This is a genomic window from Actinomadura mexicana (genome assembly GCF_900188105.1).
Taxonomy (GTDB): domain Bacteria; phylum Actinomycetota; class Actinomycetes; order Streptosporangiales; family Streptosporangiaceae; genus Spirillospora; species Spirillospora mexicana.
In genome coordinates this window covers 738383-763135 of sequence record NZ_FZNP01000001.1, presented here as the reverse complement: position 1 = coordinate 763135, position 24753 = coordinate 738383, and the positions used below count along the sequence as shown (strand labels likewise).

General features: G+C 74.1%; 28 protein-coding genes, 1 tRNA gene and 2 pseudogenes. 16 read left to right on the top strand and 15 right to left on the bottom strand.

Going from position 1 to position 24753, the window contains the following annotated elements:
• Nucleotides 1-53 precede the first annotated feature (53 nt).
• The 5 genes from CHC11_RS03305 (at nucleotide 54) to rdgB (ending at nucleotide 4039) form a co-directional block, all read left to right on the top strand.
• Entirely contained in the window at nucleotides 54-851 is a 798-nt protein-coding gene (locus CHC11_RS03305) for a thioesterase family protein (RefSeq protein ID WP_089310032.1), read from the top strand.
• Nucleotides 852-997: 146 nt separating this feature from the next.
• Nucleotides 998-1837, top strand: coding sequence for a glutamate racemase (gene murI, locus CHC11_RS03300; RefSeq protein WP_089310304.1), 840 nt, complete (start codon nucleotides 998-1000; stop codon nucleotides 1835-1837).
• Between the two features lie 28 nt (nucleotides 1838-1865).
• Nucleotides 1866-2615, top strand: coding sequence for an MBL fold metallo-hydrolase (locus tag CHC11_RS03295; RefSeq protein WP_089310031.1), 750 nt, complete (start codon nucleotides 1866-1868; stop codon nucleotides 2613-2615).
• Between the two features lie 93 nt (nucleotides 2616-2708).
• Complete coding sequence (gene rph / locus CHC11_RS03290; protein WP_089310030.1) at nucleotides 2709-3428, top strand: ribonuclease PH; 720 nt, start codon at nucleotides 2709-2711, stop codon at nucleotides 3426-3428.
• Nucleotides 3425-4039: an RdgB/HAM1 family non-canonical purine NTP pyrophosphatase gene (rdgB, locus tag CHC11_RS03285; protein ID WP_089310029.1), complete on the top strand. Its 615-nt coding sequence runs from the start codon at nucleotides 3425-3427 to the stop codon at nucleotides 4037-4039. The genes rph and rdgB overlap by 4 nt, the downstream gene beginning before the upstream one ends.
• A gap of 121 nt (nucleotides 4040-4160) precedes the next feature.
• On the opposite strand, the gene CHC11_RS03280 is transcribed toward rdgB, so the two are convergent.
• The 4 genes from CHC11_RS03280 to CHC11_RS03265 form a co-directional block, all read right to left on the bottom strand.
• Entirely contained in the window at nucleotides 4161-5081 is a 921-nt protein-coding gene (locus CHC11_RS03280) for a sensor histidine kinase (protein ID WP_089310028.1), read from the bottom strand.
• On the bottom strand, nucleotides 5081-5986 hold the full coding sequence (locus tag CHC11_RS03275; protein WP_089310027.1) for an MEDS domain-containing protein: 906 nt from the start codon (nucleotides 5984-5986) through the stop codon (nucleotides 5081-5083). The genes CHC11_RS03280 and CHC11_RS03275 overlap by 1 nt, the downstream gene beginning before the upstream one ends.
• A 79-nt stretch (nucleotides 5987-6065) precedes the next feature.
• Nucleotides 6066-7109: a sensor histidine kinase gene (locus tag CHC11_RS03270; RefSeq protein WP_089310026.1), complete on the bottom strand. Its 1044-nt coding sequence runs from the start codon at nucleotides 7107-7109 to the stop codon at nucleotides 6066-6068.
• A gap of 157 nt (nucleotides 7110-7266) precedes the next feature.
• Complete coding sequence (locus CHC11_RS03265; RefSeq protein ID WP_089310025.1) at nucleotides 7267-7881, bottom strand: TetR/AcrR family transcriptional regulator; 615 nt, start codon at nucleotides 7879-7881, stop codon at nucleotides 7267-7269.
• A gap of 41 nt (nucleotides 7882-7922) precedes the next feature.
• Here CHC11_RS03265 and CHC11_RS03260 point away from each other — a divergent pair, with 41 nt between their 5' ends.
• Together CHC11_RS03260 and CHC11_RS03255 are read left to right on the top strand one after the other, a co-directional pair.
• Nucleotides 7923-9524, top strand: coding sequence for an MFS transporter (locus CHC11_RS03260; RefSeq protein ID WP_089310024.1), 1602 nt, complete (start codon nucleotides 7923-7925; stop codon nucleotides 9522-9524).
• Nucleotides 9487-9571, top strand: a tRNA-Leu gene (locus CHC11_RS03255). The genes CHC11_RS03260 and CHC11_RS03255 overlap by 38 nt, the downstream gene beginning before the upstream one ends.
• 34 nt (nucleotides 9572-9605) lie before the next feature.
• Here the strand turns inward: CHC11_RS03255 and bcp are convergent.
• Nucleotides 9606-10073 (bottom strand): thioredoxin-dependent thiol peroxidase, encoded by a 468-nt coding sequence (bcp, locus tag CHC11_RS03250; RefSeq protein WP_179278654.1) that lies wholly within the window; start codon nucleotides 10071-10073, stop codon nucleotides 9606-9608.
• A gap of 154 nt (nucleotides 10074-10227) precedes the next feature.
• On the opposite strand from bcp, the gene CHC11_RS03245 reads away from it, so the two are divergent.
• Nucleotides 10228-10536: a DUF3618 domain-containing protein gene (locus CHC11_RS03245; protein WP_089310022.1), complete on the top strand. Its 309-nt coding sequence runs from the start codon at nucleotides 10228-10230 to the stop codon at nucleotides 10534-10536.
• On the opposite strand, the gene CHC11_RS03240 is transcribed toward CHC11_RS03245, so the two are convergent.
• The 4 genes from CHC11_RS03240 to CHC11_RS03225 are packed head-to-tail and all read right to left on the bottom strand — an operon-like array spanning nucleotide 10487 to nucleotide 13747.
• On the bottom strand, nucleotides 10487-10825 hold the full coding sequence (locus CHC11_RS03240) for a zf-HC2 domain-containing protein (protein ID WP_143226899.1): 339 nt from the start codon (nucleotides 10823-10825) through the stop codon (nucleotides 10487-10489). The two genes, CHC11_RS03245 and CHC11_RS03240, sit on opposite strands and share 50 nt — an antisense overlap.
• Nucleotides 10826-10876: 51 nt before the next feature.
• Nucleotides 10877-11548 (bottom strand): SIMPL domain-containing protein, encoded by a 672-nt coding sequence (locus CHC11_RS03235; RefSeq protein WP_089310020.1) that lies wholly within the window; start codon nucleotides 11546-11548, stop codon nucleotides 10877-10879.
• 30 nt (nucleotides 11549-11578) lie between these two features.
• A complete protein-coding gene (locus tag CHC11_RS03230; protein ID WP_089310019.1) occupies nucleotides 11579-12763 on the bottom strand; it encodes an amino acid deaminase/aldolase in 1185 nt (394 codons plus the stop codon).
• Between the two features lie 42 nt (nucleotides 12764-12805).
• Nucleotides 12806-13747, bottom strand: a complete 942-nt coding sequence (locus CHC11_RS03225) for a CE1 family esterase (protein WP_089310018.1) — start codon at nucleotides 13745-13747, stop codon at nucleotides 12806-12808.
• A gap of 204 nt (nucleotides 13748-13951) precedes the next feature.
• Between CHC11_RS03225 and purU the strand changes: the two genes are divergently transcribed.
• The 8 genes from purU (at nucleotide 13952) to CHC11_RS03190 (ending at nucleotide 21443) form a co-directional block, all read left to right on the top strand.
• Nucleotides 13952-14812 (top strand): formyltetrahydrofolate deformylase, encoded by an 861-nt coding sequence (purU, locus tag CHC11_RS03220; protein WP_089310017.1) that lies wholly within the window; start codon nucleotides 13952-13954, stop codon nucleotides 14810-14812.
• 119 nt (nucleotides 14813-14931) lie between these two features.
• Nucleotides 14932-15546 (top strand): DUF6286 domain-containing protein, encoded by a 615-nt coding sequence (locus tag CHC11_RS03215; protein WP_089310016.1) that lies wholly within the window; start codon nucleotides 14932-14934, stop codon nucleotides 15544-15546.
• Nucleotides 15547-15756: 210 nt separating this feature from the next.
• Nucleotides 15757-16332: a hypothetical protein gene (locus CHC11_RS03210; protein ID WP_089310015.1), complete on the top strand. Its 576-nt coding sequence runs from the start codon at nucleotides 15757-15759 to the stop codon at nucleotides 16330-16332.
• 375 nt (nucleotides 16333-16707) lie between these two features.
• On the top strand, nucleotides 16708-18540 hold the full coding sequence (locus CHC11_RS41965; protein ID WP_218825912.1) for a sensor histidine kinase: 1833 nt from the start codon (nucleotides 16708-16710) through the stop codon (nucleotides 18538-18540).
• Entirely contained in the window at nucleotides 18537-19208 is a 672-nt protein-coding gene (locus CHC11_RS03200) for a response regulator (RefSeq protein ID WP_089310014.1), read from the top strand. Before CHC11_RS41965 ends, CHC11_RS03200 begins: the two co-directional genes overlap by 4 nt.
• 48 nt (nucleotides 19209-19256) lie before the next feature.
• On the top strand, nucleotides 19257-19418 hold the full coding sequence (locus CHC11_RS41050) for a hypothetical protein (protein ID WP_179278653.1): 162 nt from the start codon (nucleotides 19257-19259) through the stop codon (nucleotides 19416-19418).
• Between the two features lie 378 nt (nucleotides 19419-19796).
• Nucleotides 19797-20960 carry a thiolase family protein gene (locus CHC11_RS03195; RefSeq protein ID WP_089310302.1) on the top strand — a complete coding sequence of 388 codons (1164 nt, stop codon included), beginning with the start codon at nucleotides 19797-19799 and terminating at the stop codon, nucleotides 20958-20960.
• Between the two features lie 39 nt (nucleotides 20961-20999).
• Nucleotides 21000-21443 (top strand): winged helix-turn-helix transcriptional regulator, encoded by a 444-nt coding sequence (locus CHC11_RS03190; protein WP_089310013.1) that lies wholly within the window; start codon nucleotides 21000-21002, stop codon nucleotides 21441-21443.
• Between the two features lie 19 nt (nucleotides 21444-21462).
• Here the strand turns inward: CHC11_RS03190 and CHC11_RS03185 are convergent, their stop codons facing one another.
• The 6 genes and pseudogenes from CHC11_RS03185 to CHC11_RS42370 form a co-directional block, all read right to left on the bottom strand.
• Nucleotides 21463-22083, bottom strand: coding sequence for a LysE family translocator (locus tag CHC11_RS03185; protein ID WP_089310012.1), 621 nt, complete (start codon nucleotides 22081-22083; stop codon nucleotides 21463-21465).
• A 71-nt stretch (nucleotides 22084-22154) separates the two neighbouring features.
• Complete coding sequence (locus CHC11_RS03180) at nucleotides 22155-22526, bottom strand: MerR family transcriptional regulator (protein WP_089310301.1); 372 nt, start codon at nucleotides 22524-22526, stop codon at nucleotides 22155-22157.
• 50 nt (nucleotides 22527-22576) lie between these two features.
• Entirely contained in the window at nucleotides 22577-23326 is a 750-nt protein-coding gene (locus tag CHC11_RS03175; RefSeq protein ID WP_089310011.1) for an SDR family NAD(P)-dependent oxidoreductase, read from the bottom strand.
• A gap of 35 nt (nucleotides 23327-23361) precedes the next feature.
• Nucleotides 23362-23835 (bottom strand): TetR/AcrR family transcriptional regulator, encoded by a 474-nt coding sequence (locus tag CHC11_RS03170; RefSeq protein ID WP_089310300.1) that lies wholly within the window; start codon nucleotides 23833-23835, stop codon nucleotides 23362-23364.
• Between the two features lie 37 nt (nucleotides 23836-23872).
• Nucleotides 23873-24253, bottom strand: a pseudogene (locus CHC11_RS41960) (L-serine ammonia-lyase, iron-sulfur-dependent, subunit alpha); the annotation flags it as partial.
• A gap of 21 nt (nucleotides 24254-24274) precedes the next feature.
• Nucleotides 24275-24496: pseudogene (locus CHC11_RS42370) on the bottom strand (MMPL family transporter); the annotation flags it as partial.
• Nucleotides 24497-24753 lie beyond the last annotated feature (257 nt).

Genomic DNA, 24753 nt, shown 5'->3' with positions numbered 1-24753 from the left:
CTAGAACCGTCCCGGCGGACCTCCGCCGGGACGGTCGAGCCGGGAGCGTGCGGATGAGCGGGTTCGGGGACTCCACGGCGGTGAAGCCGGTCGGCGAGGGCCGGTACGAGGCCGTCCTGGACGAGGGCTACGGCATCGCCCGGGCGCTGAACGGCGGCTACCTGATGGCCGTGCTCGCCCGCGCCGCCGTGGACGCCTCGCCGCACGAGCACCCGGTCTCGACCGCGGCGAACTTCCACCGCGTCGCCAAGGCGGGCCCCGCCGAGCTCCTCGTCGACTCCCGCAAGGTGGGGCGCACGGCCGCCTCGTCCTTCGTCACCCTCGTCCAGGACGGCCGCCCCGTCGTGGACGCCCTGATCACCACCGGCACCCTCGACCCGTCCGCCGAGCCCGACTTCGCCACCGAGGCGCCCGCCACGCTGCCGCCGCTGGAGGAGTGCACGGGGTTCCGGCCGCCCGCCGCCACCGGCGGCGGCTTCGCCGACCAGGTCGACATGCGCTTCGACCCGGCGACCATGGGCTGGCTGGACGGTCGGCCGAGCGGTCGCCCCGACATCCGCGCCTGGTTCCGGCACGGCTGCGGCCAGGAGCCCGACGGCTACTCCCTGGCCCTCGCCGTGGACGCGCTGCCGCCCGTGGCGCTCAACCTCGGCGCGCAGGGCTGGGCCCCGACCGTCGAGCTGACCTGGCACATGCGGGCCGTCCCGGCGCCCGGCTGGCTCGCCGTGCACGGCACCGGGCGGCTCCTGGCCGGCGGCTGGTTCGACGAGGAGGTCGAGGTGTGGGACACCGCCGGCCGCCTCGTCGCGCAGAGCCGGCAGATCGCCCGCGTCCCCCTCGCGCGCTCCTAGCCGGCGCGACGCACCGGCGTTTCGCGGCGCCGGACGACCGGATCATGCGTCAACGGTGTGAGCTGGACGGTTTTCCGGTGCGTGACGGTGTGATGTCCAACGCATGACGCACCTGGGCGGGGCCATGTCGCTTAGCCTTGTGCACCATGTCAGACCCATCCCGGGGGGACGGCCTCCCCGACGCGCCCATCGGGATCTTCGACAGCGGTTTCGGGGGCCTCACGGTGGCCCGCGCCATCCTCGACCAGCTGCCGAACGAGCCGATCGTCTACCTCGGCGACTCGGGCCGCCAGCCCTACGGTCCGCGCCCGATCGCGCAGGTCCGCGCGTTCGCCCTGGAGATGCTGGACGAGCTGGTCGACGAGGGCGTGAAGATGCTGGTGATCGCCTGCAACAGCGCCAGCTCGGCGATGCTGCGCGACGCCCGCGAACGCTACGAGGTCCCGGTCGTGGAGGTCATCAACCCCGCGACCCGGCGCGCGGCGCGCGCCACCTCCAACGGGCGGGTCGGCCTGATCGCCACCGAGGCCACCGTGAACAGCCGCGCCTACGAGGACGCGTTCGCCGCCGCGCCGCACATCGAGCTGGTCAGCGCCGCCTGCCCGCGCTTCGTCGACTTCGTCGAGGCGGGCGTGACGATGGGTGCGGACCTGCTCGACGCCGCCCGCGGCTACCTGCGCCCGATCGTGGACGCGGGCTGCGACACCCTGATCCTCGGATGCACGCACTATCCCCTTTTGGCGGGCGTCATCTCGTATGTGGTGGGAGACGGGGTCACACTGGTCTCAAGTGCCGACGAGACCGCCAAGGACGTGTACCGAGTGCTGCACGATCGGGGACTGGCCCGCGCCGAGGCGACGCCCCGGCCGGGGCACCGGTTCCGCGCCACCGGTGACCCCGCCGTGTTCGCCGAGCTCGGCCGCCGCTTCCTCGGGCCGGAGATCGGTTCGGTGGAGAGCACGTTGAGCAAGGCTTTGACGACCTGATTCCTCGGGACCCAGAGGAGGAGTGAGCGTGCGGGTCACTGTGATCGGCTGTTCCGGCAGTTTCCCAGGGCCGGACAGCCCGGCGTCCAGCTACCTGGTCGAGGCGGACGGCTTCGCCATGCTCCTCGACATCGGCAACGGTGCGATCGGGAGCCTCCAGCGCTTCCACGGCCTGCTGGACATCGACGCCATCTGCATCTCGCACCTGCATCCCGACCACTGCCTCGACCTCACCGTCTACTGGATCGCTCGGACGTACTGTCCGGACGGCCCGGCGCCGCGCATCCCGGTGTACGGCCCCCGCGACACCGCGGACCACATGATCAAGGCGTACGAGCTGGAACCGAACCCGGAGATGACCGCCACCTTCGACTTCCGCCCGCTGGAGCCGGGGCCGGCGCGCATCGGCCCCTTCACGGTGACCACCGCGCTGATGAACCACCCGGTCGAGGCCTACGGCCTGCGGATCGAGCACGGCGGCAGCGCCCTGACCTACTCCGGCGACACCGGCCACAGCGACGACCTGGTGCGGCTGGCCAGCGGCTCCGACCTGTTCCTGTGCGAGGCGGGGTTCGCCGACCGGCCGGACCTGCCGCCGGACATGCACCTGACGGGACGGGAGGCGGGTGAGCACGCCGAGCGGGCCGGGGTCGGCCGGCTGGTCCTGACGCACCTGCTTCCGTGGAACGACCCGTCGGAGACGCTCTCGGAGGCCAAGGCCAGCGGCTTCCGCGGCCCGGTCGAACTGGCCGAGGTCGGCGCCGTCTACGACTTCTGAGACCCCGCCGCTTCCGCCGGGCCGGCCGCGGTGAGCGCGGCGTCACCGGCGGTAGGCCGGGTCCGGCGAGGGCGCGCCCGCTAGGGTGGGCGCATGGCTCGCCCCGATGATCGCGCATTCGACCGGCTCCGTCCCGTCCGCATCCAGCGCGGATGGCTCGACCACGCGGAGGGGTCGGTGCTCGTCGAGTTCGGCGCGACCCGGGTGCTGTGCGCCGCCTCCGTGCAGTCCTCGGTGCCCCGCTGGCGGCGCGACAGCGGCCTCGGCTGGGTCACCGCCGAGTACGCGATGCTGCCGCGCGCGACCAACACCCGCAGCGACCGCGAGTCCGTCAAGGGCCGGATCGGCGGGCGCACCCACGAGATCTCCCGGCTGATCGGCCGGTCGATCCGGGCGTGCCTGGACCTCAAGGCGCTCGGCGAGAACACCGTCCAGCTCGACTGCGACGTCCTGCAGGCCGACGGCGGCACCCGCACCGCCGCGATCACCGGCGCGTACGTCGCGCTGGCCGACGCGGTGAGCTGGATGCGCGAGCGCCGCCTGCTCAGGGGGGACCCGCTCATCACCTCGGTGTCGGCGGTCAGCGTCGGCGTCGTGAACGGCGAGCCCCGCCTCGACCTGTGCTACGAGGAGGACTCGGCCGCCGGGACGGACATGAACGTCGTCTGCACCGGCGACGGCCGGTTCGTCGAGGTGCAGGGCACCGCGGAGGGCGCCCCGTTCGACCGGGCGGAGCTGGACGCGCTGCTCGACCTCGGCGCCGCCGGCTGCGCCGAGCTGACCCGCATCCAGAACGAGGCCCTCGGTCGATGAGCCGGATCGTCCTCGCCACGCACAACCAGGGCAAGGTCGCCGAACTCCACCGGATCCTCGGTGACCTCGACGTCGTCGGCCTCGACGGCTTCCCCGGCGCCCCCGACGTGCCCGAGACCGAGCTGACCTTCGAGGGCAACGCGCTGCTGAAGGCCCGCGCGATCGCCGCGTTCACCGGGCTGCCCGCCGTCGCCGACGACTCCGGCCTGTGCGTGGACGCGCTGAACGGCATGCCCGGCGTGCTGTCGGCCCGCTGGTCGGGACGGTTCGGCGCCGGCGACCGGGACGCCGCCAACCTGCGGCTCGTCCTCGACCAGCTCGCCGATGTGGCCGACGACCGGCGGGGCGGCTCGTTCGTGTGCGCGGCCGCGCTGGTCGTCCCGGGCGGCGCCGAGCACTGCGTCGAGGGCCGGATGCGCGGCACCGTCATCCGGGAGCCGCGCGGCACCGGCGGTTTCGGCTACGACCCGATCTTCCTTCCGGAGGGCGGGACCCGCACGACCGCGGAGCTGGCGCCCGCGGAGAAGGACGCCATCAGCCACCGCGGCCGCGCCTTCCGCGCCCTCGCCGAGATCGTCCCCAGCGCCCTCCGGGCCGCCGACCCCACCTGATCCACCCGCACGCGCCTGGTCGGGCCCGCGCCTCATCGGTTACACGGACTCGGTTGCGTGGGCTCGGTCGCTTACGTGGGCTCGGTCGGTTGCGTGGGCTCGGTCGGTTACGTGGGCTCGGTCATCCGCAGCGCAGCCGGACGAAGGTGCCGTCCCATCCGGCGCGCAGCTCCATCAGGTCGACCAGAAGGCGGACGGTCCACAGGCCGAAGCCGCGCTGGAGGGCGGAGTCGGGCGGGATGAAGCCGGTCAGCGGGCCGGGCCCGGGGCGCCAGAAGCCGTGGTCGCCGATCTCGCAGACGAGGTCGGCGCCGTCCTGCCACGTCCACAGCCCGATCGGCGGGGTGCCGTGCTGGAGGGCGTTCGCGGCGACCTCGTTGGCGGCGGTGACGAGGTTCTGCGCCTTCTGCTTGGCCAGGCCGTGCCTGAGGGCGCGCTCGCCGACGAACACGCGCAGCGCGTGCAGGTCGTCGCCGTCGATGGAAAGGTACTCCGCGACGGCCGGACGGTCCGAGATGAGCCGGCGGTCGCAGCCGGACCCGAACCTCACCGGGTCGATGTAGTCGCCGTTCTCGCCGTCGTGGCCCGGGTCGAGCAGCAGCGGATGGGTGCGGCGCGCCTCGTCGAGGATGCGGGGCGGCAGTTCCGCGGCGTCGTAGGGGCACAGGGCGCGCGCCCCCGACTCGCCGAAGACCACGTTGATGAGGGACTCGTAGCGGACCCATTCGAGCGTCTGGCGCTCGTCCCACCCGTGCCAGACCGGTTCGGCGAGCGCGCAGACGGTGCGCGGGGCGCTCTGCTTCACGATGGTCTGGTAATCGCGCAGGGTGCGCACGGGGTGCTGGTAGAAGTCGGCGGAGTCGCGGTAGACGACCGCGCCGCCATGCGGGGCGAGCACGTCCCGCAGGGCGGTCAGGTTGGGCTCGCGGGCGACGGCGATCACGGCCTGGCCGTTCTCCAGCCCCGATTCGAGGTAGGGCACGGCGACGGACAGGAAGTGCTCGATGCCCCGGTACATGAAGGCTCGGTGCTCCAGTTCCATCAGGCGATGCCCTCCGTCTCCGCGAGCCGCCGCCCGCGGGCGAGGCCGGGCAGCCGGTGCCAGCCGACCATGTCGATGACGCTCTCGACGTCGGGCGACAGGTGGTCCAGGACCAGCGCGGCGTCGGCGGGCAGCCGGGTGGCGTGCTTGGCCAGCAGGTGCAGCCCGCCGAGGTCGATGAATCCGAGCCGGGACAGGTCGAGGTGGACGCTGCACCCGGGCCGCAGCCGGCGGAGCTGATCGGCGAAGACCGAGTGCCGGGCGGCGTCCAGCTCGCCCTCGACGCGGAGCCCGTCGGGCTCGAACGTGCGCACGATCTTCAGTATCCCGTCGTCGAACTCGGGGTTCACTTCCACGAGGACCTCGTGTGTGTCGCGAAGGGCGGTGAGCTCGGCGGGCGGGCACGCGTGCCGGTCGACCTGGCAGATCGCCATCGCCATGGTGCTCGGCGAGACGGTGTCGCCGACCCGGTGCTCGCAGCCCAGCATCCGGCCGAGGTCGGATCGGCCGGGATCGTTCAGCAGCCGGCTGTGGTCGGTGGTCACGCGCACGGCGCGAAAGCCCTGCCCGAACGCGGTGCCGACCTCGCGGCTGACGGTGTCGGCCATCTTGGCCGGTTCGAACCCGCCGGCGCGGTCGAGGCACGCCTCCTGCAGCGGGATGACCCGCAGCTGGCCCGATCTGACGCGGGCCTCCACGTCGATCGGCTGCCCCGGGCCGAGGCCGGGCAGCCGATCGGCCGGCAGGTCGGTGACGTACACGACCTTCTCGGTGCCCTCCAGTCCCTCTCGGACGAAGGGCCCGATGATCTGGTCGCGCTGCTCCTGACTGCTGTAGGCCAGCCAGCCGTGATCTCCGGGACGGAGTGCGCTTACGTGGCGCTTGGCGAACCAGGATGTGTCCATGGCCTGCCCATCGGTGTGAGGCGGATCTGTTCAGCGTACGCCGGTCCGGTGCCTTTGGAAGCCCAACGCATGGAGTTCCTCACGCTCTGTTCGAGCCGGCCTGGTCAGCACGGCGGGTCGCCGTGGTCGCCCCTGGCAGGGCGATGCGCAGCCGCACGGCGGTGCCGCCCGGGCCTGTCCGGATCTGGACGAGGGAGCACAGCAGCCGCACCGCCCACAGCCCGAACCGGTCGCCGGGCGGCCCGCCGTCCGGCTTCGGCGGGACGAGCCCGAACCCGTTGCCCGGCTCCCACCGTCCCTGGTCGGCGACCTCGCAGACCAGGGCGGCGGCGCCGGGCGAGGCGTCGGTCCACATGCGCAGGACGACGGGCGGCTCGCCATGCCGGAACGCGTTCGTGACGACCTCGGTGACCGCGACCAGCAGCCGCTGCCGGTCGCCGCCCGGCAGCGGCGTGGTCCGCGCGGAGTCGGTGACCCACACGCGGAGCCAGTACAGGTCGGGGCGCTCGACCTCCAGGGTCTCGGCGCCGTCCGGCGGCGGGGGCAGCGGCTCGCCGTCGCACCGGGCGCAGTACGCCGCGGGGCTCACGAAGCCGGGGTTCGGGAGGGCCCGCGCGCCGCGCACGGTCTCGGGGTGCGTCCTGCGTCCGGCCGCGACGACGGACGCGGGGAGCGACGCCGCGTAGGGGCACATGATCGCGGCGCCGGTGCCGCGGAACGCCTCGTTCAGCAAGGCCTCGGCGCGCTGCCACTCGACGACCTCCAGCGGCGGCCGCGTCGCCCAGACGGGCTCGCCGAGGACGCGCAGCCGGTGTCCCCGCCGCGCGGTCTCGCAGGCGTCACCGAGGCAGTCCGCCAGCGTGCGGGACGGGTGCGCGTACCAGGCGGCGGCCTCGGTGAACTCGACGCCCGCGGCCACAGGCCCGAGGGCGTGGCGCAGCAGCGTCTCGCGCCCCGGCCCGCAGACCGCGAGGACGCGGTCGCCCGCGTCGAGGCCGGCGCGCAGGAACGGAACGGCGCCGTCGAGGAACTCCTGCGCACCGGAGAAGGGCAGCAGGCGATGCGTGAAGCCGCTCACGGCGCCGGTTCCCGCGGAGCCGGTGCCCGTGGAGTCGGCGCTCATGGCGGTCCCGCCAAATGTGTGATCATGTTGTCACCGGCTGCGCGTGGCGAAAGGATGCGGCCAGCCTAGAACGCCCGGCCCGTGCGCGCTGAGATTCTCTGCCTGAATGGTCCCTTATGCCGTCCGCAATCCCGCCGAGGGTGCGTCCGCTACCGGGTCACCGCATCCGGGGACGGCGGGACGGGCCGTGGACGGCGGCGCGCAGGCCGGGGGCCAGGTACCGGATTAATTCATCGGGCGCCATCGAGGCGACGGGTTCCACCGCGAAGATGTAGCGCGCGAAGATCAGCCCGGAGAGCTGGACGCCGAACGCCCCGGCCCGCGCGGTGGCGTCGGAGCCGCCCAGGTGGTCGGCGATGCGGCCGACGATCTCGCGTTCCAGGAGGTCGCGCACCAGCCGGGTCAGGTCCGGGTCCTGGACGGCCGCGCGCACCATGAGCAGCAGCGGCCCGCCGCGCTCGGGGTCGTCCCATGCGCCGACCAGCGCGCGCAGGACGCGTTCGGGCAGCTCGGCGGGATCGCCGGGCAGCGCGCCCGCGAGCACCTCGGGCGGGTTGGCGACGAGCCCGAGCACCGCGCCGAACAGGCCCTTCTTCGAGCCGAAGAAGTAGCTGATCAGCGCGGCGTCCACGCCCGCCTCGGCGGCGACGGACCGCATCGTGACCGGCCCGTACCCGTCGGCCAGGAACCGCCGGCGGGCCACCGCGAGGATCGCCTCGCGGGTGCCCGGGCTGCCGCGCCGCCGACCCCGCCCGCCCCCGGATTTATTCATCAAGGTGGAAATATAGTCCGGGCCGGGAGCAGGGTCGAGGCATGAACACCACGAAGCAGGGGCCGGGCGCCGTCCACCGAGCGGTGCTGCCGGCCGTGATGCTGTCCCTCGCCACGGTGGTCTCGGCCGTGGCCTCGCTCAACACGGCGGTGCCCTCCATCGCCCGCGACACCCGCGCCGGCCTCACCGAGCTGTCGTGGATCATCGACGCCTACGCGCTGGTCTTCGCGGCCCTGCTGCTGCTCGGCGGCGCGATCGGCGACCGCTACGGCAGGCGGCGCGCGCTGGCCGTCGGCCTCGCCGTGTTCGGCGCCGGCTCGGCCGCGGCGGCGCTGGGGGGCGACCCGAACTGGCTGATCGCGATGCGCGGCGTCCTCGGCGTCGGCGCGGCCCTGGTCATGCCGGCGACGCTGTCCACGATCACCTCGACGTTCCCGGCCGCCCAGCGCACCCGCGCGGTCGGCGCCTGGGCGGGCGTCGCCGGGGCGAGCGCCATCTTCGGCCTGCTCGTGTCGGGGACCCTGCTGGAGTTCTGGTCCTGGCGGTCGGTGTTCTGGATGAACGTCGTGCTCGCCGTCGTCGCGCTGGTCGCGACGCTCGCGTTCGTCCCGGAGTCGGCCGAGCCGGACGCGCCGAAACTCGACCTGACCGGCGCGCTGATCACCGTGGTCGGTCTCGGCGCCGCCGTCTACTCGATCATCGAGGCGCCGACGCACGGCTGGGCCTCCGCGCGGACCCTGCTCGGTCTCGCCGCCGCCCTGGCCGTCCTCGCCGGATTCGTCGGGTGGGAGCTGAAGCGGCCGAACCCGCTGCTCGACCCGCGGCTGTTCCGCATCCGGGCGTTCTCCGCCGGCTCCCTCACGATCACCCTGCAGTTCTTCGCCTTCTTCGGCTTCGTCTTCATCATCCTGCAGTACCTGCAACTGGTGAAGGGCGACAGCGCGCTCGTTGGCGCGCTCAGCCTGGTGCCCATGGCGCTCGCCATGATGCCGTCCGCCCGGGTCGTCGCGCCGAAGCTGGCCGCGAAGCTCGGCCCGCGCCGCGTCATCACGGCCGGCCTGCTCCTGGTCGGCGTCGGGATGCTGGTCTTCTCGCTGCTGGACGAGGACAGCACCTACTGGCTGCTGCTCGCGGGCCTCATCCCGTTCGGCGCCGGCATGGGGCTCGCCATGACCCCGTCCACCGCCTCGATCACCGACGCGCTGCCCGCCGAGAAGCAGGGCGTGGGCTCGGCGATGAACGACCTTGCCCGGGAGCTCGGGGGCGCGCTCGGCATCGCCGTCCTCGGCAGCCTCCTGCAGTCGGCCTATCGCGCGAACCTGGACCTCGGGAACCTGCCGGGCCCGGCCGCCGAGCAGGCGAGGACGTCCGTCGCGGTGGCGGTACGGCTCGGCCCGCAGGCCGCCGACCAGGCGCGGACGGCCTTCAGCGACGGCCTCCAGTCGGCGTTCCTCACCGGGTCGATCGCGCTCGCCGTCACCGCGGTCGTCGTCGCGGTCCTGTACCGGACGCCCCGCCGGGAGGCCGCGGGATCCGTCTCCGCGCCCGCCGATCAGGGCGCTAAGCTGGACGCGCTCTCGAACGGGAGCCCGGACGAGGGCACGGGCGGGCGTGGCGAAATCAGGTATACGCGGCAGGTTTAGGTCCTGTTGGTGGCGACACCGTGGGGGTTCGAATCCCCCCGCCCGCACCCGGCCCGCGCTGAGCGCGGGCCGGCGCGGTGCCTACAGGCCGAGGTCGCGGCGGAGGCGCTCCACGTGCCCCGTCGCCTTCACGTTGTAGTACGCCTTCTCGATCCTGCCGTCGGCGTCGATGAGGAACGTCGACCGGATGACGCCGACGACGACCTTGCCGTACAGCTTCTTCTCCCCGTAGGCGCCGTAGGCCTGCAGGACCTTCGCCTCGGGGTCGGACAGGAGCGGGAACGTGAGGCCCTCCTTGTCCCGGAACTTGGCGAGCTTGGCCGGCTTGTCGGGGGAGACGCCGACGACGGCGACGCCCGCGGCCTCCAGCTCGGGCAGGCTTCCCTCGAAGTCGACCGACTCCTTGGTGCAGCCGGGGGTCATGGCCGCCGGGTAGAAGTAGAGGATCACGCGCTTGCCGCGCAGCGAGGCCAGCGACACCGCGGTCTCGTCGGCGTCGGGTAGCTCGAACTCGGGGGCGACGTCGCCCGGCTGCAGCCGCTCGGACACCCTGTCCCGCCTTTCGCTCGGATGGTGGGTCCAACGGTACCGGCTGGGGTGCGGCGGGCATCCGCCGGGAAGACCTGCAAGACTGTGCGGATCACCGCTCGGCTCGTCGCGGTCCCGGCCCGCGCGAGTACGCCCCGACACGATAGGACACGGCATGGCTGACAAGAGCCGCGACCCGGAGGCGCTGGAACGGGAGATAGAGCGCAGCCGGCGGCAACTGGCCCGCACCATCGACGAGCTCGCCGACCGGGTCAGCCCGCGCAACGTCGCGCAGCGGGGCGCCGAGCGGCTGAAGGAGGAGGCCGACCAGGTCGCCAAGGCGCTCGGCGCGATGGTGCGCCCCTCCGAGGACGACGACGGCGAGGGCGGTCAGCTCGACAGGCGGCTGGTGCTCGCGGGCGTCGGCGCGGCGGTCATCGTGACCGCCCTGGTCCTGCGGCGCCGTAGGCGCAGGCACCGCTGAGCCCCGTCCCCGAGGCGCCGGTCCGCGGTCCGCGGCCGGCGCTTCCGCGTCTGCGGGCGGGGCTCGGATGCGGCGGGACGGCACCGGAGTGCGGCGGGACGCCGCCGTTCCACTGCCGGGCGGAGCGGGCGAGCAGCTCGGCGACGTCGCGGAGCCGGGCGAGCTCGGCCCGGCACGGCGGGCAGCCGTTCAGGTGCGCCGCCAGCGCGTCCGCCTCGGCGCCGGCGAGCCGTCCGATGGCGTAGACGCCGAGGCCGATCCGGTACACCCCGCAGTCCGTTCCTCCCACGTCCAGGAGTACGGGCGCGGCGGCCCCGCCGTTCAGCCGAGGCCCCGCCGGTCAGCCGAGGTCGGGCGCCGTCGCGGTGAACCGGGCCTCGACGGTGGCGCGGACGATCTGCGTCTCGGGCTCCAGGTCGATCGGCTCGGGCTCCTCGGCGGCGCCGCCCGGCGCGCGCCCGTAGGCGGCGGCGAGCGCGACGGGCCCGCCCGGGCCGCCGTCGCGGCCGAGGCCCTCGTCCGACAGCTCCACCAGGCCGGTGAGCCGGGCCCCGAGCGCCTCGGCGTAGCCGCGGGCCCGCTCGACGGCCTCGTTCGCCGCCTGCCGCGCGGCCCGCCGGTACACCTCGCTGCCCGGCCGCAGGTCCCACTCCGGCCCGGTGAGGTAGGTGCGCTCCAGGTCGCCGAGCCGGGTGACCAGCTCGCCCAGCACCGCGAAGTCGCTGACCGTGATCTTGATCCAGACGGTGCCGCGGTAGGCGCGGACGTCGCCCTCGCGCCGCTTGTACTTCAGCAGCGGCGTGATCGACAGGCCGCCGGTCTCCAGCTTCTCCACGGCCTCGCCGTAGGACCTGACCAGGTCGAGGCACTGCTGGTTCCGCTCGGTGAGCCGGTCGAGGGCCGCGCGCCGGTCCGACTCCTGCGACTGGACGTGCACCGACAGCCGTGCGATCTCCGGCTCGGCCTCCAGCACCGCCTCGCCGCGGACACTGATCTTGGGAGCGTCGCTCATGCCCCCCAACCTAGACGGTCGGGCGGGCGCTCACAGGAACGTGCGGCCCTCGCCCCGGTAGGTGGGGACGGTGCGGACGCGCCGGCCGTCCTCGATGAGGTGCAGCGCGTCGAAGCGTTCGCACAGCTCGCCGGCCTTGGTGTGGCGGAACCAGACGCGGTCGCCGACCGCCAGCAGGTCGGCGGCGCGTCCGAGCAGCGGCGTCTGCACCTCGCCCGCGCCCTCGTTGCCGTCGTAGGACAGGCCCGTCGGCAGGTAGGGCTGCGGGAGGCGGACGGCGTCGGCCGGTCCGGACGCGAGGTACCCGCCGCCGAGGCACGTCACGACGCCGGGCGCCGGGCGCCGGACGACGGGCAGCGCGAACAGCGCGGCGGGCCGTCCGGTGAAGTTGGAGTACTGGTCGAACAGGTGCGGCTGGTAGAGGCCGGAGCCGGCCGCGACCTCGGTGACGGCGCGCTCGGCCGCGGTCTTCTCGACGCTGCCGGTGCCGCCGCCGTTGACGAACTCCAGCTCGGTCAGCTCCTGGACGGCCTTGACGATCGCCGCGCGGCGCCGGGCCAGCTCCGCCCGGGACTGCCGCTGCATGGCGCGGATGACGCGGCCCCGCGCCGGCCGGCCGGGCGGCACGTCGCCGACGCCGGCGATCTGCGACTCGTAGGCCATCAGGCCGACGAGGTCGAGCGCGGGCCGCTTGAGGACCAGCTCGGCGAACGCCCGGACGTCGGCGGCGGTGTGCAGCGGGGAGCGCAGCGCGCCGATCCGGACCCGGCCGCCGAGCGTGCGGAACGAGGCGTCGATGTCGATGCAGACCCGCACGCGCCGGTCGCCCGCGGCGGACTCGATCAGGTCGAGGTGCTCGGGGGAGTCGACCATCAGCGTGACGGCGCGGGAGGCGCGGGGATCGTCGGCGAGCGCGGCGATCGCGCTGCGGTCGGCCGTGGGGTAGGCGACGAGGATGTCGTCGCCGGCGCCCTCGGCGGCGAGCCAGAGCGCCTCGGGGAGGGTGAACGCCATGATCCCGGCGAAGCCGTCCATCGCGAGGACGTCCTCCAGGAGGGCCCGGCAGCGCACCGACTTGCTGGCGACCCGGATGGGCTTGCCCGCCGCGCGGCGCACGAGGTCGGCGGCGTTGGCGCGGAAGGCCGCGAGGTCGACGACGGCGAACGGCGCCTCTAGTCCGGCGGTCGCGGCGTCATAGCGGTCCCGGAGGTTCATGCTCGTCACGATGCCACACTACCGAATGAATATGAAAAGCTCTCACGTCCCGCTTCGGGGATGGGCGGCGAAGAAGCTCCAGAGCATGGAGCTCGCCTCCCGGGGCCACTGGTGCCGCCCGCCGTCGATCCTGCAGAAGGTCACGGCGACGCCCTGCCCGCCCTTGCCCGTGCTCTCGCACCGGGTGTCGTCGCTCAGCGCCTTCACCCGCTCGCGCGGCTGCGGCAGCCCCGCGAGCCTGCGCCAGAAGTTCACCGCGTCCGAGACCGGCGGGAACGGGCGCTTGTCGTTGAAGTCGCGATTGCCGCCCCCGTTGAAGGGCACGCTCCCGTCCGCCGTCCCGTGGAAGATCATCGCCGAGACCGGGCGGCCCGGATCGCACGCGGTCACCAGCGCGCCCTCGACCACCCCGATCGCCGCCACCTTGCCGGGCTTCTCGCAGGCCATCCGGTACGCCATCCCGGCGCCGTTGGAGAACCCGGTGACATAGACGCGCCGGGGGTCGGCCAGCCCGGCGCCGGTGAGCCGGTCGATGAGCTTGCCGAGGAACCCGACGTCGTCGACGTTCCCGACCTTCGCCGCGCCGCAGCAGTCGCCCGCGTTCCACGTGGTCATGACCCCGTCGGGGTAGGCGACGAGGAAGCCGTGCTCGTCCGACAGCTTGTCGAAGCCGGTCAGGTCCCGCATCTTCGACATGTTGGCCAGGCCGCCGTGCAGGGCGATGACCAGTGCGGGCTTGTCGGCCGGCTCGCCGTCCTTCCACTTCCCGCCCGCGACCTTGGACGGGACGTGCAGCAGGTACTCGCGGTGCCCGACCGTCCCCACGTCGAGCTTCTGCTTGTGCGTCCCTTCGGATGTCGGGACGCCGTCGACCGTCGCGGGACGGCCGCCCTTCCCGGCCTCGCCGCCCTTCCCGCCGGTCTTGTCGGTGCAGCCCGCCAGGGCCAGGGTGACCGCCAGCGCCACGAGCGCGATTCGCCGCATGGGGGCAAAGGTAACCCCAAGGCGAGCCTTCAAACTACTCACCGGTAGACAAGGCGGTCGCGGCAGGCCGGGGCCCGCCGGCGTCCCCCGCGCGGAGCCCGCCCGACCGGCCGGTACGGCGGCGGGACGGGGACGCCCCCGCGTAAGCTCGGGAGGGACCCGTCCTGAGCTGGCGCTTCCCGCGCCGAGGCAAGAATGAGACCCGTGAGCGAACCCTTGAACGAGTACGTGCTGACCCTGTCCTGCCCCGATCGGCCCGGCATCGTGGCCGCCGTCTCGGGGCTGCTGGCCGAGCGCGGGTGCAACATCGTCGAGAGCCAGCAGTTCGGCGACGGCGAGACCGGCACCTACTTCATGCGGGTGCAGTTCGCGGCGCTCGATGACACCGACCCCGACGAGCTGCGCGGCGCGTTCGCGTCCCTGGTGCCCGAGCTCGGGCTGGAGTGGCGGCTGCACCCGCTGGCCGAGCGCCCGCGCGTGCTGATCATGGTGTCGAAGGGCGGGCACTGCCTCAACGACCTGCTCTACCGGACGCGGTCCGGGCTGCTCGACATCGACATCGTCGCGGTCGCGTCCAACCACCCCGACCTGCGGCCGCTCACCCAGTCGTACGGGATCGACTACCACCACCTGCCGGCCGGGCCGGGCGGCAAGGCCGCGCAGGAGGCCGAGATCCTGACGCTGGTCGAGCACTACCGCGCCGACCTCGTCGTCCTCGCCCGGTACATGCAGATCCTGTCCGACGACTTCTGCGCCAAGCTGCCCGGCGCGATCATCAACATCCACCACTCGTTCCTGCCGAGCTTCAAGGGAGCCCGCCCCTACCACCAGGCGCACGCGCGCGGCGTGAAGTTGATCGGCGCGACCGCGCACTACGTCACCGCCGACCTGGACGAGGGGCCGATCATCGAGCAGGAGGTCGCGCGCGTCGACCACAGCCACAGCCCGGAGGAGCTGGTGGCCGTGGGACGCGACGTGGAGTGCCTCGCGCTCGCCCGCGCCGTCCGCTGGCACGCCGAGCACCGCGTGCTGCTCAACGGCGACCGGACGGTCGTCTTCCGCTGACCTGCGGTTCCCCCGACCGGCGAACGCGTGAGATGTCGGCATGGCGTGTTTCACTCCGCGTGACTTTCGCGCACCATGGGTGACGAAGCCGGACGTGCCGAGGGCTCACGGGGGTGGCTATGGCCGAGACGCTGGTCAAGGAGCTGATCGAGGAGGCGCAGGGCAGGCGGCTGGCGCGCCGGCTCGCCGTCCGCGAGCTGCGGCCCCGCCGCGCGCTCGCCGGGCTCGCCGCGGCGCTGCTGGTGACCGCCTTCGCCGGGGTGGCCGCGATCGAACTGCTCGCCGGGGCGCTCGGATCGGCCGTCCACCCGGTGCCGGGCGTCGCCCCGGTCGTGCAGGCCCTGCGGCGGCACGCCTGGAACGACCCGGACGTGCTGGCGGCGTCGGGCGCGGTGGCCGCCCTCGGGGCCGTCTTCATGGCGGCCGCGCTGCCCGGACGGCTGCGCGGGGTGCCGCTGGCGGGCGCCGATCCGCGGCTGGCGGGCGTCATCGGCCGCGCCGCGCTGCGCCGCACGCTCGCGGCCGCGGCGCTGGAGGTCCCCGGTATCGAGCGCGCCCGCGTCCGGGGCCTCGGGATCTTCCGCCGGGGCCTGCTCGTGCGGGCCGCCACCCACTACCGCAACCCGGCGAACCTCGCCGACCTCGTCCACGACGCGGTCGACGCGCGGCTGGACCGGATCGAGCCGATGCACCGGCCCCCGGTCGACGTCCGCCTCGGCTGGCGGAAGGACTGAGGTGCCGGCGTGGACGCGAACAGTGCCGGCGGAGCGTCTGACCGTTCCGGCGGAGGGACTGACCCTTCCGGCGGAGCGTCTGACCGTTCCGGCGGAGGGACTGACCGTTCCGGCGGAAGGTCCGCCAGTGCCGGCGGGGTGTCCGACCGCGCCGGCAGGAGATCTGACAGTGCTGCGGAGAGGCCGACGGTGCCGACGGAAGGACTGACGATGAGGATCGCGACCGCGGTGACCGGGGCGGTGCTGCTGCTGGCCGGCGCGTCCGGCCTCGCCCTCGGCCTCGGCGCCTTCGACGCGTTCGGCGCCCTGTCGGAGCGCCCGCTGCTCGACCCGGCGCTGGCGCGCTTCACCCGGGAGGCCGGCTGGTTCCTGCCCGCCGCGGCGGGCGCCGCCGAAGTGCTGGCGCTCGCCGGCCAGTTGTGGCTGGTCCTCCAGGGGCGGGCCGTCGTCCACCAGCGGTGGCCCGACCTCGACCCCGAGACCCGCGCCCGGGCCGGCGCCGCCGCCGACGTCCTGCACCGGGACGCGCGCGGCCTGCCCGGCGTCCAGGACGTCCGCGCCCGCCTCACCGGGACGGTCGACCGGCCGCGCCTGCGGCTGAACGTGTCCTGTGCGGGCGACACCCTCGTGAGCGAGGTGTACGGGGAACTCGGCGCCGGTCCGGTCGAGCGGTACCGCCGAGCGGTCGGCATGCCCGACCTCCCGGTGGTGATCCGCTTCCGGCCGGTGGTCGAGCCGCCCCGCAGGCGCCTGCGCCGGCGCCGTCCGCAGCCCGAGTCCGCGTGAAACGCCCGCCCGGCGCCGGAGCGGGGACGCGCGGCGCCGGGCGGCCGGGCCTCTAGGCGGACGCGCCGCCGGCCGCGGGGACCGGCCCCTCGTCCACGGGGGCCGCTTCGGCTCAGGATCCGGCCTCGGTGCGAGGGGCGGCGCCCGCCCGGTCCGGTCGGATCCGGGGGCGGGCCGCCGCCCCGCGGCGGCGCCCATCCTCCGGCCGGAGCCGGAGCATGCACACCATGGGCGCCGCTCTGGGGGTGAGCTCGCAGGTCAGGCGGGGGGCCGGCGGGCTGTCCACCCGTGACTATGCGCGGTTCCGTGACGGCGGTCACCCTTGTGTACATTTCGTTCACGGCAAGTGCGATGTGGTGACGGGGAGGGGCGGGAGTGCGTCCTCGATGGGCGGCGCCGGGCCGCTGGAGCCTGGCCCGGCAGTTGCTCGTGCTCCAGGCGGCGATCGTCGGGCTCCTCGTGGCGGTCGGCGCGACGCTGGCCTTCCTGGACTCCGGCCGCGCCGTCGACGCCAGCGCGACCCAGACGGTGTCGGCGGTCGCCGAGAGCATCGCCGACGCCCCGACCGTCCGGACCGCGCTCGCCGACCCGGCCCCGAGCCGCCTCCTGCAGCCCTACGCCGAACGCGTCCGCTACGACACCGGCGTCGACTTCATCACGATCATGAGCCCGGCGGGGATCCGCTACACGCATCCGAACCCGTCGCGCATCGGCGGGACGTTCGTCGGCAACACCGCCCCCGCGCTCGCCGGCCGGACGTTCACCGAGACCTACACCGGCACGCTCGGACCGTCCGTGCGCACCGTCGCCCCCGTCTTCGGCGAGGACCACCGCGTGGTCGCCCTGGTCGCGGTCGGCATCACGGTCAAGGCGATCTCGGCCGATCTCCGCCGGCGCCTGCTGGCCCTCGGGGCCGTCGCCGCGGCCGTCCTCGCCGTGGGGATGGCCGGCAGCTGTCTCGTCTCCGCCCGTCTCCGCCGCCAGACCCGCGGCGTCGCCCCCGACGAGCTGCGCGGCATGTTCGAGTACTACGAGGCGATCCTGCACGCCGTCCGCGAGGGCCTCCTCATCCTCGACCGCACGGGCCGCGTCGTCCTCTGCAACGACGCCGCGAGGCACCTCCTCGACCTGGAGGCGCGGGGGAAGGGTGCGGTGCCCGGAAGGGGGCGCGGGGGCGGGGCACTGCCTGGGCCGTCCGTGCCGGGCGACCGTTCGGGTGCGGCCGGAGAGGAGCGCGAGATCGGGGCGCCCCGCGGCCGGTCCGGTCCGGGCGGGCGGGCGATCAGTGCGGGCCGCGGGGGCGGGACGCCGTCCGGGCGGTCCGCGGGGGACCTGCGGGGGCGGAACGTGGCGGAGCTGGGGTTGCCGGAGGAGCTGGTGGCGACACTGGTGTCGGGCGAGCGGCGGTCGGACGAGATCCATGTGGGGGACACGCGGGTGCTCGTGGTGAACACCTCGCCCGTCCGGTCGCGGGACCGGGTGATGGGCAACGTCGTCACCCTGCGGGACCACACCGAACTGCAGGCGCTGACGGGCGAGCTGGACACGGTGCGCGGGTTCGCCGAGTCGCTGCGCTCCCAGGCGCACGAGGCCGCGAACCGCCTGCACACGGTGGTGTCGCTGGTGGAGCTGGGCCGTCCCGAGCAGGCCGTGGAGTTCGCGACGGCCGAGCTGGCGAGCGCGCAGCGGCTCACCGACCGGGTCGTCGGCTCGGCCGGCGAGCCGGTGCTGGCCGCGCTGCTGCTCGGCAAGTCCGCCGAGGCGGGGGAGCGCGGCGTGGAGCTCGTGATCGGCGAGGACACCGTGATCGAGGGCTCGATCGAGCCGCGCGACCTGGTCACCATTCTCGGCAACCTCATCGACAACGCGGTCGACGCGGCCATCGAGGGCGCCGCCGACCGGCCGCCGCGCGTCGGCGTCAGCGCCCGCGAGCGGGACGGGGCGCTCGTGCTGGAGGTGTCCGACAGCGGACCGGGCGTGGACCCGTCCGCCATGCCCGAGATGTTCCGGCGCGGGTGGACGACGAAGACGTCCGGCGGCCCGGTCGGGCACGGCCTCGGCCTCGCCCTGGTCGGCCAGGCCGTCCGCCGCAACGGCGGTGACGTGCGGGTGAGCGCCGCCCGTCCCGGCCACGGCGCCGTGTTCACCGTCCGGCTGCCCCTGCCGAGGCGGGCGGCGCAGGCCCGGCACGGGGGCGGTGAGCTGTGATCAGAGTGCTGGTGGTCGAGGACGACCCGGTGGCGGCGGAGGCGCACCGGACCTACGTCGAGCGGGTCGCCGGGTTCACCGTCGCCGGGGTCGTGCACTCGGGGGCGGACGCGCTGCGGTTCTGCGAGCGCGCGCAGGTCGACGTCGTCCTGCTGGACTTCTACCTGCCGGACACGCACGGCCTCACCGTCTGCCGCGCGCTGCGCGCCGGGGGGCGGGACGTGGACGTCATCGCCGTGACGTCCGCGCGGGACCTCGCGGTGATCCGCACCGCCGTGGCGGTCGGCATCGTCCAGTACCTGCTGAAGCCGTTCACGTTCGCGTCGCTGTGCGACAAGCTCGTCCGGTACGCGCGGTTCCGGGAGCAGGCGGTGGGCTCGGGGGAGGTCAGCGGGCAGGCGGACGTGGACGGGATGCTCGCCACCCTGCGCACCCCCGACCACCATGCGCTGCCCAAGAAGATGAGCGGGGAGACGCTTCAGGCCGTGACCGACGTGCTGGCCTCGGCCGCCGAGGGCCTGTCCGCCGCCGCTGCCGCCGACCTCACCGGGGTCTCCCGGGTCACGGCGCGCCGGTACCTGGAGTACCTGGCGGAGAACGGGCTGGCCGACCGCCGGCCCCACTACGGCCAGGTCGGCCGTCCTGAGGTGCGCTTCTATCCCCGTTAGACGGGGTACCTATGGACCGACAGTTGGAACGACATCGGGGGAGTTGTCGTGAACGACAAGCCTGGCAAGCCCGGTAAGCCCACGGGCAAGGCGGAGTCCGAACCGGAGCGCGAGAAGCGGCCGCGCCGCGGCGAGGAGGCCACGGGCAAGGGGCCGAAGCGCAAACCGGGCGACGCCGCGCGCAAGATGCGGGAGATGTACAAGGGCTAGACGGTCGCGTTGGGGCGGCGGTCCCCGATGCTTGACGGCGGTTTGGACCCCTGTTTGGGGTCTATGTCGGCTTGCGGGGCTAACGTCCAAAGGGAACGCGACGTCGAGGAGATCGAGGAGGCACGCTTGTCCGACCGACGACTTTCGGGCGGCTCCACCGAGGGGCTCTTCGACGCATGGAGGGTAGAGACGAACCACGGCACGGGCCCCTCCCGCTGAGCGGTCCGAGACCCGGGGGCGGCGGCGACCAGCCGCGGCCCCCGGGTTTTTTGCCTGCATAGTTGTGTAATCCAACTCACCTCGGAACTGGATTGTTCTCTCCAACTCGCCGAGCGGATACTGCGGAGTGAGTTGGAAAACACAACGGAGGTGGGGTTCATGCGGGACGCGGTGATCGTGGAGGCGGTGCGCACGCCGCTGGGCAAGGGCAGGGCGAACGGGGCCCTGCACGGCGACCATCCGGCCGACCTGCTGGCGCGGACGCTGGCGTCCCTGGTCGAGCGGGCCGGCGTCGACCCGGCGGCCGTGGACGACGTGATCGGCGGCGTCGTCACCCAGGCCGGCGACCAGGCGCTCAACATCACCCGCACGGCCGTCCTCGCCGCCGGGTTCCCCGAGAGCGTCCCGGCCATGACGGTCGACCGGCAGTGCGGCTCGTCGCAGCAGGCCCTGCACATCGCGGCGCAGGGCGTGCAGAGCGGCGCCTACGACATCGCCGTCGCGTGCGGGGTCGAGTCGATGTCCCGGGTGCCGATGGGGTCGAGCGTCCTGCCGGGCAGCGACCCGTTCGGGACGCTGCTCCCCGGCCGCTACCCGGGCGGCCTCGTCGGCCAGGGCATCAGCGCCGAGCTGATCGCCGCCCGCTGGGACCTGTCGCGGGAGGAGCTCGACGCCTACGCCCACGAGTCCCACCGGCGCGCCGCCGAGGCGTGGAAGAACGGCGAGTTCGACCGGGAGGTCGCCTGGACGGGGCAGTGGGACGAGACCGTCCGCCCGGGGACGTCGCCGGAGATCCTCGCCGGCCTGAAGCCCGCCTACCACGACGAGCGCATGGCCGGGCGGTTCCCCGAGATCGGCTGGAAGATCACCGCGGGCAACGCCTCCCCGGTCAACGACGGCGCCGCCGCCGTCCTGGTCATGGGCGCCGACGTCGCCGCGCGGCTCGGCCTGCGCCCGCGCGCCCGCTTCCACTCCTTCGCCGTGACCGGCGACGACCCCCTGCTGATGCTCACCGCGATCATCCCCGCGACCGCGAAGGTGCTGGAGCGCGGCGGCCTCACCCTCGACGACATCGACCTGTTCGAGGTGAACGAGGCGTTCGCCCCGGTCGTCCTCGCGTGGGCGCGCGAGACCGGCGCCGACCTGGCGCGCGTCAACGTGCGCGGCGGCGCGATCGCCATCGGCCACCCGCTCGGCGCGAGCGGCGCCCGCCTCATGACGACGCTGCTGCACGCCCTGGAGGACCGCGGCGGCCGGTTCGGACTGCAGACCATGTGCGAGGCGGGCGGGCTGGCCAACGCCACCGTCGTGGAGCGGCTCTGACGGCCGGTCCGGCCAGGTCCGGCGGCTAGGCTTCCCGGTATGCCGAAGGACGCCGATCCGCGCGAGTGCTCGATCGCCGACACCCTGGACCTGGTCGGCGAGCGCTGGAGCCTGCTGGCGATCCGGGAGCTGAGCTACGGGGTGCGGCGCTTCGACCAGATCGTCCGCAACACCGGCGCGTCCCGCGACATCCTCACCGCCCGCCTCCGCAAGCTGGAGGCGGGCGGCGTCATCCGCCGCGAGCGCTACAGCGACCACCCGGTGCGCCACGAGTACCGCCTCACGCCCGCCGGCATGGAACTGTGCGACGTCCTGCTCGTGCTGATGGCCTGGGGCGACCGGCACCTGCACCCGGACGACCCGCCCGTCCGCTGGCGCCACTCCTGCGGCGAGACGGTCAGCCCCCTGGTCGTCTGCCGCCACTGCGGCAGCGAGGCCCGCCAGGGCGCCCACTCCCCGACCGGCCGAGGCGCCCGCCCCTGACCCCGCCCGCGTCGCGGCGTCAGCGCTCCGCGGCCAGGCGGACGCCGAGGCCGATGAACAGGGTGCCCACGGTGACGTTGAGCCGCCTGCGCGCGGTGTGGCGGCGGCGCAGCCAGTCCCCGATGCGTCCGGCGAGGACGCCGACCGTGCCGTCCACGAGGAACTCCAGTGCGATCAGGATGGCGCCGAGGATCGCGAACTGCGCCCACACGTGCCCGAGCCCGGGTTCGATGAACTGGGGCAGGAACGCGACGGTGAACGTGACCATCTTCGGGTTCAGCAGGTTGGTCAGCAGCCCGTTGAAGTACGCCCGCCGCCCCGAGACCCCGTCCGGTGCCGCGTCCACGTCCTTGCGGTGCCGCAGGGTCTGGACGCCCAGATAGATCAGGTAGGCGGCCCCGACGACACGGACCACCGTGAACGCGACCGGTACCGCCGCGAAGAGCGCGGCCAGCCCCGCCGCCGCCACGGCGATGTGCACCGCCTCGCTCGTCGCGACCCCGGCCGTGGCGAGGAGCCCCGCCCGCGGCCCGCCCCGCATGCCGCACCCGAGGACGAACAGCATGTCGGGACCGGGAATCACCATGGCGATGATCGAGGTCACGAAGAACACCGCGAGCAGGTGCGAATCGATCGGCATGCCGCGATCATCACATGGTTCCCGGTGTGTGCGGAAGCGGCCGACCCGGGCGGGGCCCCGGAAGTCGGGCGTCAGCGGGCCGGCGCGGGGCGTCGCCCGCTCGCCCGGGCCAGGGCGGTCGCGAGGCGGTCGCGGGCTTCGGCCTGGGCGCTGATGCGGGCGTCGAGGATCGCGAGGCGATCCTGTGCGATCTGGAGGCCCCTGGCGGACGGGGGCGAGGCCGCGACGTCGCCGTCCAGGCAGACCGAGAACGCGCGCACGTCGTCGAGCGTGAGGCCGACGGCGAGCAGCTCCCGGATGTTGCGGACCCGCACGGCCGCGCTCTCGTCGTAGACCCGGTACCCGTTGCCCGCCCGGCGGGACGCGAGCAGACCCGCCTCTTCGTAGTGCCGCAGCGCGCGCGGCGTCGTCCCGGTGATCCGCGCCAGCTCGCCGATCCGCACCGCCACCACCTCCGCCCCCAGTCCTACCAGGCGCCGGGGCGTGCCGGCGCTCAGCCGACCACCGCGCCCCCGTCCACCGCGAGGACGACTCCGGTGACGAACGAGGCGGCGGGCGAGGCCAGCCGCGTGATCGCCCAGGCGACCTCCTCGGGGCGGCCGACACGGCCGAGCGGGGTGTGCTCGATCTGCCACTGCCGGAGCGCCGCCAGGCGCTCGGCGGAGAGGCCCTGGTGCTCGCCGATCGGGGTGGCGATCGCGCCGGGCGCCACGGCGGCCACCCGGATGCCGCGGGGCGCCAGCTCCAGCGCCCAGCTGCGCGTGAGCGTCTCCAGCGCCGACTTGGTGGCGGCGTAGAACGCGTTGCCCGGCCAGCCCCGCTGCCCGACGGACGTGCTGACGTTGACGACCACCCCGCCGCCGTCCAGCGCGGGCAGCGCCGCCCGGGTCAGCAGCACGGGCGCCACGAGGTTCGTCGCGAGCTGCGGTGCGATCGACTCCGGGGCGAGGGTCTCCAGGGTCCCGCTCTGGACGACCGCCGCGTTGTTGACCAGCACGTCCAGCCCTCCGTGCGCGTCCGTCACCCTGCGCACGATCTCGGCGGCGGCTCCGTCGCCGGTGATGTCGGCGGCGAGCGGCTCGATGCCGGGATGCCCGTGCGCGGTCTCGGCGAGCGGCTCGGGCCGCCGCCCGACGGCCACCACCCGGGCTCCTTCGGCGGCGAACATGCGCGCCGTCGCGCGTCCGATCCCGGTCCCCGCGCCGGTGACCAGGACGACTCTGTCCTGCGAGTTCGTCTCCATGCCCCCAGCGTGGAACCCTGCCGCCAACGGCAAGGTCAAGCCCGGGCGGTCCGATCCAGGAGGAGCATGGCGCCGGCCCGGGCGCGGGCGGCGGCGGTGGGGTCGCCCTGGATCCCGGCGACGACGATGGCGCCCTCGGCGAGCAGGTGGACGGGCTCGGCGGCGGACGTGTCGACGGGGGAGACCAGGGCGAGGACCTGGTCGTGGAAGGCGCGCTTGTGGGCTCGCGCCGCCTCCGCGATCGCCGGGGAGGACGAGCCGAGCTCCCCGTGGGCGTTCACCCAGGCGCAGCCGCGGAAGCCGGGCTCGGCGAACCACGCGCCGAGCCAGTCGAACAGGGCGAGGACGCGCAGCCGGGGGTCGGGTTCGGCGTCCAGGTGGGCCGCCAGGCTCGTGCGCCAGCGGCGGTCGCGGCGGTCCAGCATCGCGACGACGAGCGCCTCCTTCGTCGGGAAGAGCCGGTAGATGCGCTTGAGCGGCAGGCCGGAGACGGTCCGCAGCTCGTCCATGCCCACCGCCTGGACGCCCTGCCGGTAGAAGAGGCGCTCAGCACTCGATGACGTTGACGGCGAGGCCGCCGCGCGAGGTCTCCTTGTACTTGTCGAGCATGTCGCGGCCGGTGTCGCGCATGGTCTTGATGGCCTTGTCGAGGGAGACGAAGTGGCGGCCGTCGCCGCGCAGGGAGATCCGGGCGGCGCTGATGGCCTTGACGGCGCCGACGGCGTTGCGCTCGATGCAGGGGACCTGGACCAGGCCGCCCACGGGGTCGCATGTCAGGCCGAGGTTGTGCTCGATGCCGATCTCGGCGGCGTTCTCCACCTGCTCCGGGGTGCCGCCGAGGACCTCGGTGAGCCCGGCGGCGGCCATCGAGCAGGCCGAGCCCACCTCGCCCTGACAGCCGACCTCGGCGCCGGAGATCGAGGCGTTCGGCGCGGGTTCCTCCGACATCCCGATGCGCCGGTGGAGGCGCCGCAGGGGGCCCGGCGCCCACCAGTTGAACGGGCCCGCGAGCCGCATGAGGGCCGGGACGAGCACCGCACGGATCAGCGTGGCGTCGACGGCGACCGCGAGCGCCATCCCGATGCCGAGCTCCTTCAGGAAGACGACCTGGCCGGTGGCGTACGCGGCGAACGAGGCGGCGAGAGTGAGCGCCGGGCGTACCGCTGCCACCGGGCACCCCAACCGACCGCTGCGGGGCTGGCGGGGATGGCGGCGGCTCGCCGGACATGGGCTGAGTCTCGGCGGACGGAAAGGTCCTGTGGCTGTCGGGCCGCTACAACTCCGAGGTGTATGCGATCTCCACCTCCACCGGCTCCGCCGGGTCAAGGTCGGCGACGGGCCGCACGGCCTGTGCGTGTTCCCACAGCCCGGCCGTTACTCCCTCGGCCACACCGGCGTCTTCCGCTGACCCGGGAGGCGGCAGCCCG

Bases quoted from the DNA above. Each gene is read 5' to 3' on its own strand.
- CHC11_RS03270 (WP_089310026.1), bottom strand. From the start codon at position 7,109: ATGAGCGCCGACTCCACGGGCACCGGCTCCGCGGGAACCGGCGCCGTG.
- rph (WP_089310030.1), top strand. From the start codon at position 2,709: ATGGCTCGCCCCGATGATCGCGCATTCGACCGGCTCCGTCCCGTCCGC.
- CHC11_RS03235 (WP_089310020.1), bottom strand. From the start codon at position 11,548: ATGAGCGACGCTCCCAAGATCAGTGTCCGCGGCGAGGCGGTGCTGGAG.
- CHC11_RS03210 (WP_089310015.1), top strand. From the start codon at position 15,757: ATGAGGATCGCGACCGCGGTGACCGGGGCGGTGCTGCTGCTGGCCGGC.
- CHC11_RS03245 (WP_089310022.1), top strand. From the start codon at position 10,228: ATGGCTGACAAGAGCCGCGACCCGGAGGCGCTGGAACGGGAGATAGAG.
- CHC11_RS03190 (WP_089310013.1), top strand. From the start codon at position 21,000: ATGCCGAAGGACGCCGATCCGCGCGAGTGCTCGATCGCCGACACCCTG.
- CHC11_RS03175 (WP_089310011.1), bottom strand. From the start codon at position 23,326: ATGGAGACGAACTCGCAGGACAGAGTCGTCCTGGTCACCGGCGCGGGG.
- CHC11_RS03195 (WP_089310302.1), top strand. From the start codon at position 19,797: ATGCGGGACGCGGTGATCGTGGAGGCGGTGCGCACGCCGCTGGGCAAG.
- CHC11_RS03230 (WP_089310019.1), bottom strand. From the start codon at position 12,763: ATGAACCTCCGGGACCGCTATGACGCCGCGACCGCCGGACTAGAGGCG.
- rdgB (WP_089310029.1), top strand. From the start codon at position 3,425: ATGAGCCGGATCGTCCTCGCCACGCACAACCAGGGCAAGGTCGCCGAA.
- CHC11_RS03215 (WP_089310016.1), top strand. From the start codon at position 14,932: ATGGCCGAGACGCTGGTCAAGGAGCTGATCGAGGAGGCGCAGGGCAGG.
- CHC11_RS03265 (WP_089310025.1), bottom strand. From the start codon at position 7,881: ATGAATAAATCCGGGGGCGGGCGGGGTCGGCGGCGCGGCAGCCCGGGC.
- CHC11_RS03170 (WP_089310300.1), bottom strand. From the start codon at position 23,835: ATGGACGAGCTGCGGACCGTCTCCGGCCTGCCGCTCAAGCGCATCTAC.
- CHC11_RS03305 (WP_089310032.1), top strand. From the start codon at position 54: ATGAGCGGGTTCGGGGACTCCACGGCGGTGAAGCCGGTCGGCGAGGGC.
- CHC11_RS03225 (WP_089310018.1), bottom strand. From the start codon at position 13,747: ATGCGGCGAATCGCGCTCGTGGCGCTGGCGGTCACCCTGGCCCTGGCG.
- CHC11_RS03280 (WP_089310028.1), bottom strand. From the start codon at position 5,081: ATGGAACTGGAGCACCGAGCCTTCATGTACCGGGGCATCGAGCACTTC.
- CHC11_RS03275 (WP_089310027.1), bottom strand. From the start codon at position 5,986: ATGGACACATCCTGGTTCGCCAAGCGCCACGTAAGCGCACTCCGTCCC.
- CHC11_RS03185 (WP_089310012.1), bottom strand. From the start codon at position 22,083: ATGCCGATCGATTCGCACCTGCTCGCGGTGTTCTTCGTGACCTCGATC.
- murI (WP_089310304.1), top strand. From the start codon at position 998: ATGTCAGACCCATCCCGGGGGGACGGCCTCCCCGACGCGCCCATCGGG.
- CHC11_RS03260 (WP_089310024.1), top strand. From the start codon at position 7,923: ATGAACACCACGAAGCAGGGGCCGGGCGCCGTCCACCGAGCGGTGCTG.